Origin of the sequence: Flavobacterium sp. (assembly GCF_027490375.1) — a bacterium.
In the GTDB taxonomy this organism is placed as follows: domain Bacteria; phylum Bacteroidota; class Bacteroidia; order Flavobacteriales; family Flavobacteriaceae; genus Flavobacterium.
Window position 1 is genome coordinate 26,395 of sequence record NZ_JAIXYH010000063.1, and the last position, 19,726, is coordinate 46,120.

Sequence of the window (19,726 nt, forward strand, 5' to 3'; positions counted from 1 at the left end):
TTACGATTAGATATTTTCGCAGATATTTTTTCAAATGGAAACAAGTCTGCAACATTTTCGCAAAAGCTTCATCGATGATTTCCCAGATGCTCAAGAAGCCGACACGTTCTTTTTTATGTTGTTGAAAGCTTACGCAGAATTGACGAAAGCGAAGTTTTTTGCAGAACCCGATCGCGAACTTTCTGAGGAAATTGTGCAACGATTTAACGCTGCCAAGGTACGGTTGCTGCAGCACGAACCGATTCAGTATGTTTTGGGTTACGAGTGGTTTTACGGACGAAAATTCTATGTTAATCCGCATGTGTTGATTCCGCGACCTGAAACCGAAGAATTGGTGGATTGGATTGTAGAAGAGTATCAGAATCGAGACAATTTGAAGGTTATTGACTTGTGCACAGGTTCGGGTTGTATTGCGATAAGTTTGGCGCTTTCGCTGAAGGGAACCGTTTCTGCAGTCGATATTTCTGCCGAAGCATTGGCTGTGGCCGAAAAAAACGCACAATTTTTAGATGCGGCAACCAATTTTTTTTTGGCAGATGTTTTGGGAACAGATTTACCCAAAGATTCATTCGACGTAATTGTGAGTAATCCGCCGTATGTAAGGGAAGCTGAAAAAGATGAGATGCAAGCCAATGTTTTAGATTACGAACCGCATTTAGCTTTGTTTGTGACCAATGACGACCCGCTGCTGTTTTACAGACGCATTTTGGAATATGCTCAGAAAAGCTTGAAGCCAGAAGGCAGTTTGTACTTCGAGATTAATCAGTATTTGGAAAAACCGATGCATGAATTGGCTCTCGAATACAACTTTTACGGACTAAACACACGAACAGATTTTCGTGGAAATGTTCGCATGCTTAAGCTTACTCGTACCTAAGCGCTTCGATGGGATCGAGATTGGATGCCTTAATAGCGGGATATGAACCGGAAACAACTGCTACGATAAAGCTCACGATAAATGCCCAAATGATGGCCATCCACGGAATTACAAATGAAAAACTAAGTGCCGCCGAAATTCCCCAACCAATTAAGAGGCCGATTATAACTCCAACAAATCCGCCGATTTGTCCGATAAGTAGTGTTTCAATAAAAAACTGAAAAGCAACCGTTCTTTTGTTTGCCCCTAAAGCTTTTCGGACACCAATTTCTCGTGTGCGTTCAGTTACTGAAACGATCATGATATTCATTAAAGCTATAGAAGATCCAAAAATCGTGATCACGCTAATAACTACGGCAGCAATATCGAGATATCCTGTAATGTCTTGAATTCGTTTGATGAGGTCGTCGCTGCGTTCGATTCCAAAATTATCTTCTTCCACCGGACTTAGTTTTCGTACTTGTCGCATCGTAACTACGGCATGATCTACGGCGGCGTTCAGCAGTTTGTTATCGCCAACTTTTACACTCAAGTCGAAGTTGATGTTAGGTTCGGTGTACATGGATCGCGCTACCTGAATTGGAATGATTACGCGTAAATCTTGCGAATTTCCGAAAGTAGAACCTTCTTCTTTCAAAACGCCAATGACTTTGAATTTGGTTCCGCGAATGGCAATTTCTTTTCCAAGCGGCGGAATATCTTTAAACAGGCCTTTTAGAAAATCGCTTCCTAAAATGCAAAAGCGTGTATTGTTTGAGATATCGAACGTATTGAAATTTCGGCCTTGCGTGAGTTCGAGACCTGCATTGGATAAGAAATTCTCGTCAGCACCAACAACTGATATTTCCGGATCGGTTTTGGCAGAACCGCTGCGTACTTCGGCTTTGGTTGTTGCGGTAAACGATAGGGAAGTGGTAGTCGACGGATAATCGTACCGATTTACGAAAGCACGTGCTTGGGTGTAATCGATTGTAGGATTGGGTTTCCAGATTTCATTACTGCCGCCGCGACGGGTAACTTGCGTGTATTGATTAATGTTAAATGTGTTCGAACCCATCGATGCAAAATTTCCAGTAAGCGTATTTTCTAGTGCGGCAACTACGGTTAAGATACCAACAAGTGCCATAATACCAATGGCCATAATGAGCACCGTTAATGTGGTACGAAGTATTTGCGACCTGATGGCGCCTCGGGCAATTTTTACGTTTTCGCGAAAGAGTTTAAACATATTTGTTTAGTTGTTTGAAGCGACAATTTGTTACAGTGCTTTCCGAAAAAAGTTCGAACGACAGGCTATTTTGTTAGATATTTGCAACTTCAATTTAAGCTATGAAGACTAAAGCTGCTACAGCAAAAGGAACGCGCGATTTCAATGCATTGGAAATTGCACGCCGCAATTACATCACCGGAGTTATTAAATCGGTTTTTGAAAAGTACGGATTTTCTCCTATTGAAACGCCCACATTTGAAAATAGCGAAACGCTTATGGGAAAGTACGGCGAGGAAGGTGATCGATTGATTTTCAAAATTTTGAACTCGGGTGATTTTTTGAAGGACGTTCCTGCGGATTTGTTGCACGAGAAACAATCTTTAAAAGTTACCAAGCATATTTCTGAAAAAGCACTTCGTTACGACCTAACAGTTCCGTTTGCGCGTTATGTGGTACAGCACAGAAATGAGATTGAATTGCCGTTTAAGCGGTATCAGATTCAGCCGGTATGGCGCGCAGATCGGCCGCAGAAAGGACGTTTTAGAGAGTTTTATCAATGCGACGCCGATGTGGTGGGAAGTAAGAGTTTGTGGCAGGAGGTTGAATTGATTGAAATTTATGCTGAGGTTTTTCAGCGTTTGGAACTACACGGAACAACGATTAAAATTAACAATCGTAAAATTTTGGCAGGAATCGCTGAATTGATTGGCGCTGCCGATCGGTTGGTGGAATTTACCGTAGTTCTCGATAAACTCGATAAGATAGGTGAGGACGGTGTGATTGCCGAATTAAAAGAGCGCGGATTTGAGCAGGCCAGTATCGATGCCGCTTTACCGATCATTCGGCTTACGGGTAGTTTTGAAGAGAAATTGCAGCATTTGGATGTGCTTTTTGCTGATATCGCTATAGGGAAAGAAGGCGTTTCGGAGATTCGAACTATTTTAAATCGGGTTGATTTGAATGCATTTCCAGCGGTTGCATTGGGTTTAGATTTGACATTGGCTCGCGGTTTAAATTACTACACAGGTACTATTATGGAAGTGGCTGCGCCTGCCGAAGTGGGCATTGGTTCGATTGGTGGAGCAGGTCGCTACGATGATTTAACCGGGATTTTCGGCATGCCGGGCATTAGCGGTGTTGGACTTTCGTTTGGATTGGATCGGATTTATTTGGCCCTAGAGGCATTAAATTTGTTTTCGGATTCGTTGAATGGAACGCCGGAGTTTTTGGTTTTGAATTACGGCGCGGAAGAAGCGGAGTATGCGATGCAGGTTTGCAGAAGATTGCGTAAGTCGGGAAAAACAGTCGATTTTTATCCGGATGCGGCGAAAATTCAGAAGCAATTGCAGTATGCCTCAAAACGTGGATTTGCTAAGGTTGTTTTATGTGGAAGTTCGGAGATGGAGAAGCAAGAGGTTTCCATTAAAGACATGAACAGTGGGACGCAAGTTCAGGTTTCGATTTTGGATTTGTAAGAAATTGTTTTTCAGACGATTTGTTGAATAATTGCCGTTTTTTCAAAGACGTATTTCGCGCGAACGGGTGCAGCGATATCCTTTTTGGCGCTACGATTTTTCCAGTTTTGTTTAGCCAAAAAGATAAAGCGGAAAACGTGACGGCAGAGCAGGAGCGTTGCGCAGTGATGATTTGTTTTGCCGGCGCGCCCAAATAAAGGTAAGTCTGCAAAAAAATCTGGTTTTTAGCTGAATCTATAAAATTATACTTCGAGATAATTCAACAAAAAAGCGACTCGGTTGGGAGTCGCTTTTGTTGGGGTGATTTTAATTTTTACCGTTTTACAAATTTCAGTACTTTTTGTTCGTTGCCGTTTTTGAGGGTGGCAATGTAAGTTCCGGCGGTAAGTCCGGATAGGTTTATAGTTTCGTTGTTGGATTGGATTTTTGTGTTTTTTACAACCCGTCCGCTGAGGTCGAAAATTGAAATTGTAGTGTTTTCGTTTAAGCCTGTTGGGATGTTGATGTTAAGTTCGGCGCTTGCTGCAGCGAAAACGAGAGAAGCGGTATTTTTTGTGGTTACGTCGTCGATTCCTAGGACATTTTGCGTTTGGAAAGTTAGGAAGAAGCGGTTGTTGTAAGTTCCAGCTTCAAGATCGACGATTAGGTTTCCGGTTTTTAAATTGAAAAAAGTTTGTGTTTCAGCGTCGTAGATGTAGAATGTTTGGCTGGCTGGGAAGTTCTCTGTTCCTTCAAATTTGATTACGTTTTCGCCGGCGGTATCAACCTGAATTCCGATTGCATATGACTTAGTTGAATCGAAAGTATTTACACCTTGAATAAATAGTTCGGAATTTTGGGTGTAGAAATACATGTCGTTTGGCAGGTCGAACGTATTTACAGCGTCTAGTCCTGGGTCGATCGCATCTGTTGCAGTTGGGTAGTTGAAACCCATCAAAATTTGTCGGTAAAAGCCGGAGTGTGCGTAAAAGCCTAGTCGAACTTTTGGATTTGCAGCTGCTGGAGGTACATCCTCGTCGGTATCGTCTTGAGCATAAACACTCGATGTGTTAAATGCTGTAAGGAGCACAATAAGTGCTAATGTAGAAAGTAGGTTTCGTATCATTTGGGAATAATTACGAACCAAAAGTAAATCAGCTTTTTAGCCTTTCCACAGTTTTCCGATTATTAGCCGAGATTTCCGATAAAAGGTAAATTTTTCGTTAAATAAATACAAAAAGGCGACGAAATGCGTCGCCTCTGTCGTTCAAAGGTAAAATTACTTTACAATTATTTTACCTGAAATTGGTTCGGCGTTGGTTTCTACTTGCACCAAGTACGTTCCGGTGGCGTATTGATTTAGCGGTATGATGGTGCGCGCTAAGTCGCCTCGTTCCAGTTCAACGGAATCAATTTCTTGACCTAATAAATTGTAAATACGTACTGATTTAAGTATTCGATTGATGTCTGTATTAACGATACTAAGTGCGTTTGATTCTGTAGCATACGTCATGTTTACAGGATTCATAGGTGTGTTAGTACTTAGTGGAATATTCGTGAAGCGAATACTGAATCGCGTATCATAGGTTCCAGCAGGTAAATTTATTTGGAATTCGCTGCCGTTAATATCGTTATAGGTATCGAGTTCGCTATCGTAAATGTATACGGGCTGGTCGGTAGTCCAGTTTTCAGCTTGGCTAATTTCGAATTTGACGTTACCATCCACTTCGTTTTTAACGCCTATTGGATATTGGCTTGATTCGTTAAATGTACCCACGCCTTGTATTACAAGTTTAGTTTCTCCCAAAAGGAAATACATATCGCTGGCATTTTCATCAAATAAGACGGCATCATAACCGTTGTCGTAGGCATCTGTTGCAAACTCATTCATAAATGAGAGCAAAGTTTCGCGATACTGTTGGTTGGCGCTAGTGTAGAAGAACCAGATTTTCTTGTAATCGTTTGTACTAGGGCTTTCGAAATTTGTTGTCGACGCAGTGTTTGCAGCCTGTCGCAACATAGGTGTTGAGCTAGTGTTGTCTTCTTTTACGAAGGCTCTTTGCGAGTTTCGGAATTGAATATTTGATTGTAATTGGCTAGTAGCACCTTCTACAAAAAATCCTTGTCCGACAGGTACATACCTACGCGGACGGAAGGCGTACAAGCTAGGGTCGCCGGTTCCGGCACCGCCGAGTCCAGTTCCTGAAGCCACGGTTCCTCCTGCGAGCGTGTAGGTGGCGTAACCTCCAATATAATTAACAGTTACGTGCGAGTTGTTTGATGGAGAATGCTGCCAGAAATAAAGTGTCCCGATAATGGATCCTGTTGTTCCGGCATTTCCGCCTGGGTTAATATTATCGCGAATAAATTCATCGGCATCGAGAGCTGACGGGTATGGGTTTCCTACTAGCGCTAAATTACCTGCTGCTACGGGTCTGTTGATCAAGCCATTGTTTGGTTTTCCGACGAAGGTGTAATTCTGAGTCGATCCAGCAGCGCCGCTTCCTTTTAGGGTGAAACCGTCGCCGGTATTTAAACTTCCTGTAGGTCCGATGTATTCCCAATTTGCGTATGAATCGGTTTGATTTCGGAAAGTGTACTGCCAGTAATTACTCAATGAAATTGGAGAAGTTGCAGAACCGTCGGCATCGCCAACCCATGAAATATCTTGTGGTGTTGTTGTGGTTCCGTCTTTAAATACACCACTGATAGAGTAACCATTATTGTTAGCTGTGGTATTTATTGTGCTAACCGGCGATGACCAATAATTGTAGTTAAAGCTATTAGAAGTGCCTTGTTGATCGCGTTGAATACGACCTGAGCTACTTATAGTTAAATCACTATCGTTGGTTTGAATAAGTTGTGAACGCCCTGTTAAATCGATTTCACCATTTAGTGTTAAGCCGTACGAATTGGTGAGTCCTGAATCTCCATTTACGGTTAGTCTGCGATTGGTATCAACTATTAATCCAACGTGAGATACCGAGTTTGCTATAGTGTTGGTGTGTTTAACATTTACTATGGCTCCCAGTACATTGGCATCGGTTACGTCGTTTCCGTTAATAAAGTTTGTTGGATTATTGACCGCTGTGGCTAAGTCGCCGTTTGCAATAGTTATATAGGGTAGGGGTGCAGTTTCTGTTTGCGGGTATTTCACGTTGTAAATTCTTGCTAGCGCTGGGGCAGCGCCGTTATCAATGCTGTTCCAAGTTTTTAGGTCATCGATAACATCATCTCTGTAGTTATCGAATCTGAAATAGGTTAGCAACTCGGTCCAGGTTAGTGCAGTTCCGTCGATATTTTTTGTGAATAAGCTACCCGAAATCGGTGCCGTAGATGAGTTTGTGCTGTTCTCTATTTTCTGGCACATCATTCTTTGAATTTGTGTGGCACTTAAAGCATTACTAAAAACACGAACTTCATCAATTCCGCCTTTAAAGTAGTTTGCAGAAGCGGTTGCGTTTTTGGCGAGTGTAAATCGAGCCGTGCTCGCCGCCAGAGTACCCGCTAATGCGCCGGCAGTTGAGCTCCCAACTAATCGCCCGTTCAGGTATAAGCTCAAGGAAGAGGCACCGCCATTGTAAACTGCTGCAACATGATACCAGCGATTTAGAGCTAAATTTGTACTCGAAGTAACGGTTACGCCTTTTGCTGTGGTTGAAAGGGTATTGGAGTTGGTTGCTACTCGAACAAAGAAATTATCTTGCCCCATTACAATACGGTCTAGACTCGTGGTTGAGGTTAGTTTAATCCAGCCCATCATGCTCGCGGCAGCTCTATTGCTAAGCACTTGAGTCGATTCTCCGTAGTCGTTTCTTCCATCAAATTCGATATATAATGGCAAAGTCAGGTTTCGAGGAGAGCCGAAATTTGTATCGTCGTTATCGAAATCGTTGGTTAAGCCGTCTCTGTCGTTGTCTAATGTTGAATCAATTCTTCCGTCTACAGGTGAATTATCCCAAACACGAAAAAGCGTGCTGTTGATGTCGAAGCTACTTCCGTTTGAAGTTAAATCTAGGTAGTTTGGAATGCCATCATTGTCTGAATCTGCTGCTAAAGGTTTGGCTGAGGCACCAAATCCGTTTAAGTCGTCGTTTGGATCTAACAATCCATCTCTATCAGAGTCGCTTAGGTCACCTTTTCCATCTCCGTCGATATCGCCATCACCATTGTTCCAAGTTTGGGTAATGTTTGACGTATACCAGGTATCAACCTGATATTCATCGATATCGAAGATTCCGTCGTTATCGCTGTCTAAGTCTTCAAAATCGAGCGTTCCGTCGTTATCTGAATCTGGTAGCATATACGTTCCAGCGGCAATTTGTGCATCAATAGAATCTTCCATACCGTTTGGTCTGCCGGTTGGTCCGGTTACATCTGTCCATTTGCTAGCTACGGCTTTATTCATAGTTGCTAAGGAAGCAGTGTTTGCAGCATTATAGCCACGTACGGCATAACCCGCTTCGGTAATGTCTGGAATACCATCGTTATCGGCGTCGAGGTCGTAAACATCGGCGAAACCGTCACCGTCGCTGTCGCACAGGTTTTGGGTCATGGAAAAGTCGTCTAGGGCAATATCGTTTCCTAAACCTCCTGGTCCTAGACTTACTAATCTAAAAGAAACTGAGGTGTTGTTTCCTGGGTTAAAGGTGTAACTAACTTGTTTCCAATCGGATGGGTCGCAAGTATCTCCTGAATTGCAACGAGTAATGCTGCCTGTATCTTGCGTAAAGATTACTGTTGCTTCATCGGCTGCAAGGATTTCTGTACGTACGTTCGGTAGTAATCGTGGTTGTTCGTTTGCTCTTCCTGCATTGATAAAATCTTGGTTGGAGCGGTCGACGTTCATAACCCAATACGAAAAGGTGAGCGGAACATTTGGGACAACTCCATTAATTGTCATTCGATAAAATATTTTCCCAGCGATGGCATCTGCATTTACGTAGAGCATCCGACCGTCTGTATCTCCTATAGTATGGTCGTTACTAATTGTGATAGCGTAATCTGACCAAGGTGTGATTCCCGTTGGATCTCCCGAACCTGTAGGAACTCCCAATTTGTAATATACCACGTAGCGACCATCACCCACGATACGATCAGAACTATCCCATAGGGCATACGTTGTACTTGCTTCCGGATTATTGATGGTGATACCCACGCGGGCGGTTCCCGTTCCGAAATCATCGGCAAACAAGGTGTTAACTACAGTTTTTGCATTGGCATTGTTGATACATGCTGCTTGTTCTGCTGTATCGATAATACCGTCGTTATCGTCGTCGATATCGAGATTATCGGTAACATCGTCGCCGTCTCCGTCTCGGAATGGTAAGCCTACACCACTGATGGTAAAGGTGTACGGATTTTCATCGGCATCTCCGTTGGCTATAGAAACTAATGCTGTTCGTGTACCCGCACCTGAAGGATCAAAAGTGATGGTAAAAGTTGTCGATGTGCCAGCATTTATGGTTGGTAGGGTAGTAATACTCACGGTAAAATCTCTGGCAAAAGTACCCGTAAGGGTGATGTTTCCGCCGGTGAGTGCAGTTACCGCGCCATCGTTGTTAACGATAAACGTATTTGTTACATTTCCTGAATAGGCATAAACTTCTCCAAAATTGGTTCCTTTGGCTAGAGTCGGTACATCGGCAAGAGCAATGTCTGTTGGTGTAGCGCCGCCTCTTACGCGAATTTCTGCGCCGTTTGCCGTTGTAGCGATTCCGGAGACATTAATATCAAACGGATTTTCATCGGCATCGTTATTTGCGATGGAAATTGTGCCCGTTATGGTTCCCGACGCGGCAGTAGGGTCGAACGTTATGTTAAACGTAGCTACTTCTCCTGGTTCTAAGCTTAGGTCGGAAAGTGTACTTACAATAAATTGGGCATTATTTGAAGTTGGATTACTTAGTGTTAGCGTTCCCGTAGCGGTACTCGGATTTCTAATCGAGAAGGTTTTTATTGTTTGTCCGTTTGTTTGTCGGACCGTTCCAAAAGTTGTTCCGTTTGCTGCGGCTGCTGCTGCATTGTCGTTAAAAACGGCATTTGTACCTTGAAAAGCTTCGATTTCGGGGCTTGTTCCGATTCCTGATACCTCGAATTGGAAGGGCGTTTCATTAGCGTCGTTATTTGTTAGACTAATTATACTCGTTATAACGCCGGTTGTGGTAGGATTAAATGTTACCGTAAACGTAGCAGTATTTCCGCTTGTTATTAATAAAGGGAGTAAGGTACTTGGTAGAATTAAAGGAGCCGTAATTGTAAAAGCTGCTGCAGAACTTGAAATTCCTGTAATGCTGAGTGTATTAGCGCCGTTATTCCTGATTGTAAATGTTCGACTAATAGAAGTGTCGGTTGTGTTGAATCTTCCAAAATCGGTTCCTTCCGCTGTATTTGGTCGCTCATAAAGGGCAATTGGCGCTTGAGCAGGTGCAACACCTAACAGTTCGATTTCAGGTGCCGCTGAGTTGTTTGCGTTTGCTGAAATCGAGAAGTTAAACGGATTTAGTGTACCTGCACAATTTGTGACGATACTGCAAGTTGTATTTGTTGCTGCGGAAGCTGTTGGTGCATACGTTATTTGCAGAATTGCTATTCCTCCGGGAGCCACTGTATTTGTATTTAGTGTAGCTGTAAAGGGAGCTCCTATTGTAATTGCTCCGAGATTCAACGTGCCGTTACCTGTATTGGTAATAACGAAGGTGTTTGTGATAGAGCCGGCGTTTTGTCGTTGCGTTCCGAAATTTGTACCTTCTGCGGTAGAGGGCGAATTATCGCCGTCGTTTAATGTGGTGTAAGGTGATGGACCGCCGACAACACTAATATTTGGATTTACTCCGGTACCTCGAACGTCGAAGTTAAACGGGTTTTCATCGGAGTCGTTGCTGGCAATATTTATAGTTGCAGTTCTTGTTCCGGTGGCACTTGGGTTGAAGCGTACGGTAAAAAACGCGGTACTGCTGGCGCCAATACTTGTAGGAGGTGCTGTAACTACTGTAAAATCGGCAGCGTTAGAACCTCCAATCGTTACTGCAATGTTGGTCAGTGGGGCCTGACCTTGATTGAAGATTACATAAGTTACGGTTGCTGTGCTACCATCGGCCTCGTTAACATTTCCAAAATCGGTTCCGTTGGCTGTGGCAAAGCCGGTACTGCCGTCGCCGATCCCTTCTTGTGCTGTTCCTCCGGTTAATGCAATTTCTGCTGTACCGAATGTAATGATAATTCGTCCGGCGGTTCCTGCTGAGCCACCTGTAGCATTTTGTTCTCCACGTCCGCCGCCGCCATTTCCAGTTCCTGTTGCGGCACTTGCATTTCCGTTTCCGGCAGCTCCGTTTCCAGAAATTCCGGCATCGGTTGGGCAGCCACCTGTAGCGGTACCAGGTTGTCCTGCGCCTGTAGCGCTCGGTCCGGCATTTCCGATTCCGCCTGTTCGACCACTTCCACCGCCGCTTCCACCGGCCTCATCGTTTGCAGCTCCACTCGCTGCTCTGGCGTTTCCGCCTGCGCCACCTGCGTAGCTTAAGGTTACACCGAAATTTCCAACAGTTGAAGCAGCGCCACCTGCACCACCGTTACGATTGATGCTGGTAAGTCCGCCGTTTGCAATTATATTAGTATTAAAAATAGTGTTACCTCCGTTTGTACCTGCTGCTCCGCCTGTGCCAATTGAATAGCTAATTGTTGAATTGGGAGTCACAGCTATGACGGCTCTCGTGTAAGCACCGCCCCCGCCACCGCCGCGTGCAGTGGTTCCGCCGGTTCCTCCACCTGCACCGCCGCCCCAAAGTTCAACGGTGATCGATGTTACGTTTGCGGGCACCGTCCACGTTTCAGTGCCCCCGGGTGAATTGTCGGTGAAAGTAGCAGTTTGTCCCAATGTAGCTGTGCTAATGAAAGCAAAAACTGCGGTAATTAATTTTAAAAGAGGTAATTGTCTATTCATATATTTCTATCCAAAGCACGTGACTTGCTGCAAAGGTAATTGTCAAAAAAAATATCTAGAAATTTTTTTGACATATTACTCTATTCAACTATCAGCTAAATTTATATCATTCAATCGGTTATGTAGCAACGGTCGTGTCAGGTTGCACTATTTCGGCGATGAAATACAACTAAAACGTTTTCGTTAGTTTTTACTTCACCCCATTTGCTATATACGAAATAGATTGATTTTTGGTTTTTTTGAAATGATTTTTTTCTGTTAGCGGTTGCAGCGGCATCCTGCTACAAAAATCCTGAAAGGTTTTTGTGGCAGATATAGCGGAAGACGCGACCCTGATATTTTTGCCGTTGCGCCGACAGAAGCTGCGGGAAAAATGGAAGGGGAACAGCCAAATAATAAAAGAAGAATGAATAGTAAAGCAGTATGAACCGACTCGCATTTGGATTTTTAGCGTGGGACTTTTTGAGATTTGTAGCTGTAAAAAATAAAAAGACCGTCTGGTGCCGACGGTCTTTTTGGAATTTGGGGAAAAAAGGGTGCCGGATTAATGCAAAATCATTTTTCGGCTGTAAACAGCATTTTCGGTAGTGATTTTAACTACGTAAGCACCGATGCTGTGTTTTTGTAATTTGAAATTAAGTAGGGTAGTAGCGTTTACATCTGAAATGGTCTCGATTAGTTTTCCGCTGATATCAAAGATTTCTACTGCTTCGATTCGTTCATTACCTGCTTCGATACTCAGTTCATTAGCTTGGCTGTTGTATGCTACTGCGCAGGTATTTTTCTGAATGTTCTCTACAGTTAGCGGGCTATTGTTGAATGTAATTGAGAATCGGTTTTCGTACAATCCTGCTTCTAAGTAAATAGTAGCTTCGCCGTTTTTGATGTCGGTCCATGTATTGTTCAGGGCGTCAAAGAGGTAGATGTTTTCAGAAGTATCGAAGTTTTCGATTTCGTCGACTTTAATGATAACATTACCTGTGTTTGCAGCTTTCACGCCAAGCGGAATTAACTTATCAACATCAAAAGTTCCTTCACCATCGATTACGTATTTGGAATCGTTGAGAATCATGTACATATCGGATGGTGTTTCATCGAAAACGAGTGCGTCGTAACCCGGATCGTAATTTTCTGTTGCAAATTGATTCATAAAACCAACAAGCAACTGGCGTCTTTCACCTTGAGGAGCGGTGCAGCTGAATTTGAATTTTTTGAAGGTATTTGCTGGAATTTCATCTTCTTCATTACCCGAGTCGTTCGAAATAGCAGAACGGAACATGACATTTGACTGTGCATTTGTTTCGCGAACAAACGCACGCTGGTTGTTGTTGAAAACTATAGATCCGCCGGTTGTATTTCCGGTAACGAAGAAGCCTTGTCCTACAGGGATGTATCGTCCTGCTGTACGTGTTGAAGAACCTAAACCGCTGCCTCCGGGAGGGTTAACAGGCGGTGTTGAACCTACTAATGTTAACGCGGCATAACCACCTTGATAATCGCCAACATTGTGTGTAAAGTTGGTGCTGTAGTGTTCCCAGAAGTACAGTGTTCCGTCGAGTGAACCTAAGTTATCGTTAATGAAGGCGTGAGCGTCTAGTGCAGAAGGATAAGGATTTCCACAAAGGTTTAAAAATCCGCCGCCTATCGGTAGCGTGATTTCACCATTATTTGGTTTTCCAACGAAACCGTAATTTTGATTAGCTCCGGCTGAACCTGGGCCTTTCATTGTAAAACCTTCGCCTGGAAGCAGGTTACCGTCGACGCCTAGGAACGACCAATTCGCGTAGTCGTTTCCTACGTTTTGAAATTTGTAGAGCCAATATGCACCGAGCGTAATTGGTGATGTTGGTTGTCCGTAGTAATCATCAATCCAGTTGATGTTTAGCAAGTTTTCTGGATCTGTTGCATCTCTGAGAACACCACTTACGGTATATCCGGAATTCGGTGGTGTGTTTGGTGTGCTCACGGGCGAGCACCAGAAATTGTAATTAAATGAGTTTGATTGTCCGGATTGTTCGCGTTCGATGCCGCCGATACTTGCTGCATCATAGTCGGAATCTGTAGTTTGAACCAATTGTGATAGGCTGGTTAAATCAATAGTACCGTCGAGTTTTAGATAATGAGTAACTTCGATTTTCGAGTTGTTTGCAGCAGACATTTTGTTTGCAGTGACATCTAAGCCAAGAACTACTTTATTTCCGGTAGATTCGATGTTGTGTGATGATTGTACAATATTCCAAGCGATTCGTGTAGTTCCGTCTACAATGGAAAGGCTGTAAGGTGCATCGGTTACCGTTGAATTGTTCCAAACTCCGGGCGTGTACCAATTGCCATTGGCTGTTGAGCGGTAGGGCAGCGGTGCAGTTTGATAATCCACGGTTGTAAGGTTTTTCAATGCTGCAGTGTAGTCGTTTGTCGATTGGTCTTTGGCATTGGTGTATGTGTAGGTCGACATTGGGTAGTACGCTTCGAGGTTTGCGTAGGGAATGTCGGCAACCTCATTTTTCGTAACGCTTGCAGGTAATATCGAACCGTTTACGAAATTATTGTTGTTGCGCAGTTCTTGATTCATGATATAGCGCAGTTCGTTAGCGCTCAGTGCAGTACTAAACACGCGTACTTCATCGATACCGCCACGGAAGAACGATGTTGGCGATATAGCGTCGGCTCCTGCAATTAAGAATGATTGATTATTTGCGGGCACTACGGGCAGGGTTTGTGCAGCAGCTGCAACACCGTCGATGTATAAGGTATAGACTCCGTTTTGTCCTGTAACTGCAACGTTGTGCCATATATCAGCTGGGATTACGGTTGAAGACGTAATTTGCTGTAATCCGCCTGCGATGAAAGAAAATTCTAGCTGACCTGCGCTGTTGATTGTGAAGTCGTAACCTTCTGTGAAACTGGCATTTCTTTTTGATAAGATGCTTCGCCCGTCTTGTTGTTTTCTTACCCAAGCCGAAATGGTAAAGTCGGTATTTACGTTTAATACTGGTCCGGCATCTAGGTAATCATTTACTCCGTCGAAGGTAATGCAGCGCTCGAAAGTACGTTCAGGCGCGTAACCGAATGTGATGTATCGAGTTCCGTTAAAGTCGTACGTACATTCAAGTTTTGAGCCGTTGAATCTCATAATGCGGTATTCGGCTGTTGGGCTGAAGATGGGACTTGATGAGATGAACATCAGGAAGTCGCCGGGAGGCGTAATCGTAGAAGTTAAAAGGGTTGATGGAACCGAAACGGTTACGGTAGCCACATCGCCACCTGTTTCAACAACGCGCCAAGTACGTCCAATGGAAACGAAATCGACTTGAGAAGTTAATCCAGAGATTCCACTACTCATATTTACGATAACTGGTGCTTGAGCGCCAAGGGTTCCGTTGTTTGAGCCCCAGACAAGGAACCGCTTGTCGCCTGCAAAAGTAGCTGTATTTGCACTGTTTGTTTCAGCTATCGTGCTTAAGCCAATAGTGATATCGGCATTGGTATTTTCTGTTTTAGATTGTTTTTGATTAAGTCCGGATAAATCGTCGCGTCCAATTCCTGCTACGTTATAGTTAAACCCAGCTCCCGAATTGTAAATAACACTTCCTGCCGAGTCGAGGTAGTTTTGACTGATTCCGTTTACGCCTAACGTTATTCCGTATTTAATGGCTAGATACGATTCGATTCTTTGTCGATCGGTGGTGTTATTTCTTGTACTATAGTTGATGATTTCAAGAATATCGCCGTTATATGAAGCATCGAAAAATTCGCTTCGACCGAGCCAGTATCTGGAGTTCACTATGTCTTTATACGTTGCTGGAAAAACTTCGGTTGTAGTTAGTAAATTACCGTTACAGAGAATTTCCATACGTCCGGCAGCCGACTTTCGTGGGTTAAAAATTTGTACTCCTCGGTACGATTTAGTTGTACTGATTTCGCCTGTTCCGTAAGATGTTTGAGCACCTTGGTTGTATGCAAGAACTTCATTAGTATGGCGAACAGAGGTGTTACCCATTTGGAATCCAGTTACGTCTTGGCTATTTCGGTTAGTTGCGATGTCGTCGCCACAGTAGATGTCTTGTGGATTAGAAGCAGAAGTTATTGTACCTGTTGGACGAATAACGATGAACATTTCACTGTTGTAGAAGCCTTGGTTTCCTGACATAGAATTTGCTCCGTTAAAGTTCACAACCGGATTGAAGTTGACGTTTGAGCTCGGGTTGTTTCGGAACTTAGGTTCGCGAGCAAATCTGGAAATAGCTGTTTTAGTGCTTCCTAATACTTGATCTTGCCAAGTTTGCATGTCGTCGTTGTCGTTTAATGATCCAACGTTACTGTTAGCTTTTAGCCAGAAGCGTAAGTTTGATGTAATTCCGCCAGGAGCTGATGTAGGAACAGGTGCGTTTACGATATCAGCGCTTACCACAAAGTCGTAGGTACCTTCATTCGGATCGTTACTGGTAACAGTAATAGTAGCTGTTTTGACTCCAAGAACTGTGTTTGGTGTGAAGGTTACAACAAAAGACGCTACAGCACCCGAAGCTAGTGAAGCTGGAACTGGTGTGGCAGTAAAAAGTGCAGCGTTAGGTCCTGATATACCCACTGTCGTACTTAATGTAAGGGAGTTGGTTCCTAGTGAATAGATGTTAAACGGTATTGCGATAGAAGTTGCGCTATCGGTTTGACCGAAGTTGGTTTGATCGTTAACGGCAGGTGTTGTATCTCCATCGGCGATTGAAATTTCATTACCTTGAATGTCGATTTCACGTCCTGCTACAAGTGCTGCTCCTTGAACTACGAAGTCGTATATATTTTCGTCGTTATCTGTATTGTTGATTGAAATTATAGCAACTGTAGTTCCAGCGACAGTAGGTGCGTAGGTTATTTGAAATGTAGAGCTACCACCTGCTGGGATCACTGCATTTGGTTGCTGACTTACCGTAAATTCTGGACCTCCAGTTAGCACAACAATTGGTGTCCCCGTTAGGTTTAATGGTCCTGTTCCGGTATTAAAAATGGTGAATGTTCTTGTAATAGTTCCCGGAATAAGAGCTGTTCCGAAGTTGGTATGATTGGTTGTAGTAGTTCCTGAGGCACCATCAAGAATACTAACGCCGTTTCCAACTATATCAATTTCTGGTGTTACTCCTGTGCCTCCGGTTCCCGCTAAATCGAAGCTAAATGGGTTTTCGTCGGCATCGTTAGTAACAATCGAGAAATTAGCAGTTCTCGTGCCTACAGCGGTTGGTGTGAATCGAATGACGACTGAGGTGGATCCGCCCGGTACTACTGTTGCTGCTGGTGCTGTTGCAACTACGAATTCGCTACTGTTTGCGCCAGTGATTGTAATTGCGCCTAAGGTTAAATTAGCGGTTCCTGAGTTTTCGATGATAAAAGTTCGGTTGAGTTGAATACCCACGTTTGTAGTACCTACATTGGTAAAATCGGTGGTTTCGGGTGTATTGTCTTCGTCGACGATGTTAAATCCATTTCCAGAAAACACTATTTCTGGAGCAATAATCTCAGCAGCCACTGCTACACGCGGTACTGTCACGCAACCATTAACATTTGCTTCTACGTAGAATAGAGTAGTACTTACTAAGTCTGGTGTGGTAAATGAAGTACCTGTTCCAAGAGCGCTACCACCAACTGCTACATCGTACCAAGATATGGTTCCTGCAGATGCTGTAGCTTGTAGTGTAAGTGGGCCGAAATCATTTCTTGAAGCACCTGTTGTAGAAGTGATTGTTGGGTAGTCTGAAATTACGGTTAATGATCGTGGTGTACCGTTTCCACAGCTATTTGATGGTGTTACAGTAACGTCACCCGTATTGGTAGTTGTTAACACTGTAACTGAAGACGAAGTTCCACCGGTTTGTTGCGTCCAGTTGGTTGGGAATGTCCAAGTGTAAGTAACTCCTGGTACAGCAGTTACGCTATAAGATACGATCTGACCTGGGCAAAATGTGCTATTTCCAGTAATGCTTCCAGGCTGACTTGGCACTGTGTTCACCGTAACGCTAGCTGTATTATTGGCAGAGATTGCATTAGAACAAAGCACAGGACTGCTACCGCTTGAAAGGTTAGTTATCGTTACAGTTACAGTACCAGCGTTGTTTAAACTTGGTGTAGTAAATGTACCCACATTAGATGCACTTACAGTCATTGCAGCGGTAACTCCGTTAGAAATTACGCTGCCCGATAAATTGTATGTTACAGTGTAGGTTCCTTGAGGCAATCCGGTACCGCTTAAAGTTACAGTAACTGTTTGCCCTGAGCATATAGTAGAACTTGATAAAGTTGTCGAGTTTAAGCTGTACGTCGGACAGGTCCATGTTACTATTGCTTGTCCAGGTCCACCAGGTCCACCTAAACGATCGGTGGATGTTGCTGCACGTGCGCCACCACCGCCACCGCCTATTGCTAAAGCTGTAATACCGTTAGAATCTCCGATAACGCCGTTAGCTCCTGCACCTCCACCAGTGGGTGCTGTTCCTCCCACAGCTGCCAAAGCGTTATTTCCATTTGATCCGGTTCCAGCGCTACTTCCACCCGCTCCTCCGGATGTTAAAGCAACACCAGCTGAACCTGCACCTCCGTAGAAATTAACTTGTCCGCCTACATTTCCGGTAAGTGGGCCAGTTGCTCCTGCCGCTGATTGGTTATTATTGTTTGCACGCGCACCGCCGTTTCCACCAACAGCTAATAGTGTTGTAGTGCTACTAAACCAAGTAGATCCGCCCGGTGCACCTATACCCGTGCTTCCTGTACCACCTACACCAACATTTACAGTATAATTAGTTCCTGCTACTACAGGTATTGCATTATGTCTGGTATAAGCACCTCCGGCACCACCACCACCTGCAGAACCTGTTCCTGTAACACCACCTCCGGCACCACCAGCTCCCCATAGTTCAACACGAACCGAGTTGACACCCGCAGGAGGAGTAAACACGCCTGTGCTTGTATATGTTCGACTTTGAGCAAATAGTTTTGAAGAAAGGGCAGTTCCTAATAATAGAATTGCGATAAGCAATAATCGTGTAGTTTTTTTCATATCTCGGGGCTTTTAGATAATGAATTGATATGTCGCATTTTCAATGCAAGGATAAAACTACATTAATAAGTTATAGGACGCCAAATAAAAAGTGTTAAATTTTAACAAAATTAACGATGAAATGCAAAATATAGCGACAAAATACGTCTCAGTGTCAAAAATATAAGAAAAAACTTATAAAAAAAGAAACACAAAAGCAGCTGCTTTACTTTGATTCTTCAATGCTAAGAAATAGTATAAAACAAAAAAATCGGTCCCAATTTGAGACCGATTTTTAATATATAATTTGAAGGAGTTAGTTCTTAAATGGGAACTTTCTCACATAAACTTCATTTTGCGCATCGTAGATTTTCACTAAGACGATCTGCGTTTCTGCTTGAAACTCTGTTGCTGTAAATCGTGCTTGTGCTGCTTGCGCTTTGCTGTACAACAAACGTCCGCGTAAATCGTAGATTTCTACTTTCGCGATATCGAATCCTTGAGCTTGTAGCTGTAAGTGCTGATTCTGCGTAACCAGTACATCGGTACCTTTTGTAATCGTGCCCACACCGAGCGTTTCAGCTTGATAAACTATCGTAAAACGCTGATCAAAACTACCTGCTTCTGTGATGAAGTTATAGGCCGATTCGCTTAAGTTGTGCGTGATTCCACTCACTGCATCGTGCACATAAATGGCTTGTCCTTCTGCAAAAACGCCATCGAAATGATCGATGCTAATGCTGTAACTGCCACTTTGCGCCGCTACAAATCGCAACGGAACTTGGTCGGTGTTGGCAAACGGAAGTGCACGTGCCTGAATAACCAAACCTTGACCGTCGATGACACTCGCCAGCGCATTAGTTCCTTCTAACAAAGTACCGTCGTACGATGCATCAATACCGTTACTGGCTCCTTGAATGTAGCCAATCAAAATCTGATTCACCGGTTGGTTTTCTGCCGAAAGGTTCAACCAAAAACGATGACGCTCGATGTTTTCTCTAAAAAACTGATTCTGATTGTTGCCGGTTCGCATGCTGTTGGTAAAAGTTGCCGTTCCAGCAGTCGATTTCTTTAAAATAAAACCTTGACCCACTTGGATACTGCCGTTTGGCGTCGGACCACCGGCTGTAGCTGCTGTACCTCCCGAGAGGTTAAACGACGCATAGTTGGCCGCTGCCGTAGCTCCTTGCTGGCTGTGTGTCCAGAAGTAGATTGTTCCCGG

6 protein-coding genes and 1 pseudogene are annotated in these 19,726 nt (G+C 43.7%); 2 read left to right on the forward strand and 5 right to left on the reverse strand.

What is annotated here, in order from left to right; translation table 11 throughout:
• Nucleotides 1-34 precede the first annotated feature (34 nt).
• Nucleotides 35-877 carry a peptide chain release factor N(5)-glutamine methyltransferase gene (gene prmC, locus Q0064_RS08530; protein ID WP_298147178.1) on the forward strand — a complete coding sequence of 281 codons (843 nt, stop codon included), beginning with the start codon at nt 35-37 and terminating at the stop codon, nt 875-877.
• Here prmC and Q0064_RS08535 read toward each other — a convergent pair.
• The gene (locus tag Q0064_RS08535; RefSeq protein WP_298147181.1) at nt 864-2,105 is read right to left on the reverse strand and encodes an ABC transporter permease; all 1,242 of its coding nucleotides are present in this window, start codon (nt 2,103-2,105) and stop codon (nt 864-866) included. The two genes, prmC and Q0064_RS08535, sit on opposite strands and share 14 nt — an antisense overlap.
• A 101-nt stretch (nt 2,106-2,206) precedes the next feature.
• Here Q0064_RS08535 and hisS point away from each other — a divergent pair, with 101 nt between their 5' ends.
• Nucleotides 2,207-3,562 (forward strand): histidine--tRNA ligase, encoded by a 1,356-nt coding sequence (hisS, locus tag Q0064_RS08540; protein ID WP_298147184.1) that lies wholly within the window; start codon nt 2,207-2,209, stop codon nt 3,560-3,562.
• 313 nt (nt 3,563-3,875) lie between these two features.
• On the opposite strand, the gene Q0064_RS08545 is transcribed toward hisS, so the two are convergent.
• The 4 genes and pseudogenes from Q0064_RS08545 to Q0064_RS08560 form a co-directional block, all read right to left on the reverse strand.
• Nucleotides 3,876-4,667, reverse strand: a complete 792-nt coding sequence (locus Q0064_RS08545; protein ID WP_298147187.1) for a T9SS type A sorting domain-containing protein — start codon at nt 4,665-4,667, stop codon at nt 3,876-3,878.
• 153 nt (nt 4,668-4,820) lie between these two features.
• The gene (locus Q0064_RS08550; RefSeq protein ID WP_298147190.1) at nt 4,821-11,483 is read right to left on the reverse strand and encodes a choice-of-anchor D domain-containing protein; all 6,663 of its coding nucleotides are present in this window, start codon (nt 11,481-11,483) and stop codon (nt 4,821-4,823) included.
• A 544-nt stretch (nt 11,484-12,027) separates the two neighbouring features.
• Complete coding sequence (locus Q0064_RS08555; protein ID WP_298147193.1) at nt 12,028-18,525, reverse strand: choice-of-anchor D domain-containing protein; 6,498 nt, start codon at nt 18,523-18,525, stop codon at nt 12,028-12,030.
• Nucleotides 18,526-18,820: 295 nt separating this feature from the next.
• Nucleotides 18,821-19,726 (reverse strand): annotated as a pseudogene (locus Q0064_RS08560) (hypothetical protein); the annotation flags it as partial.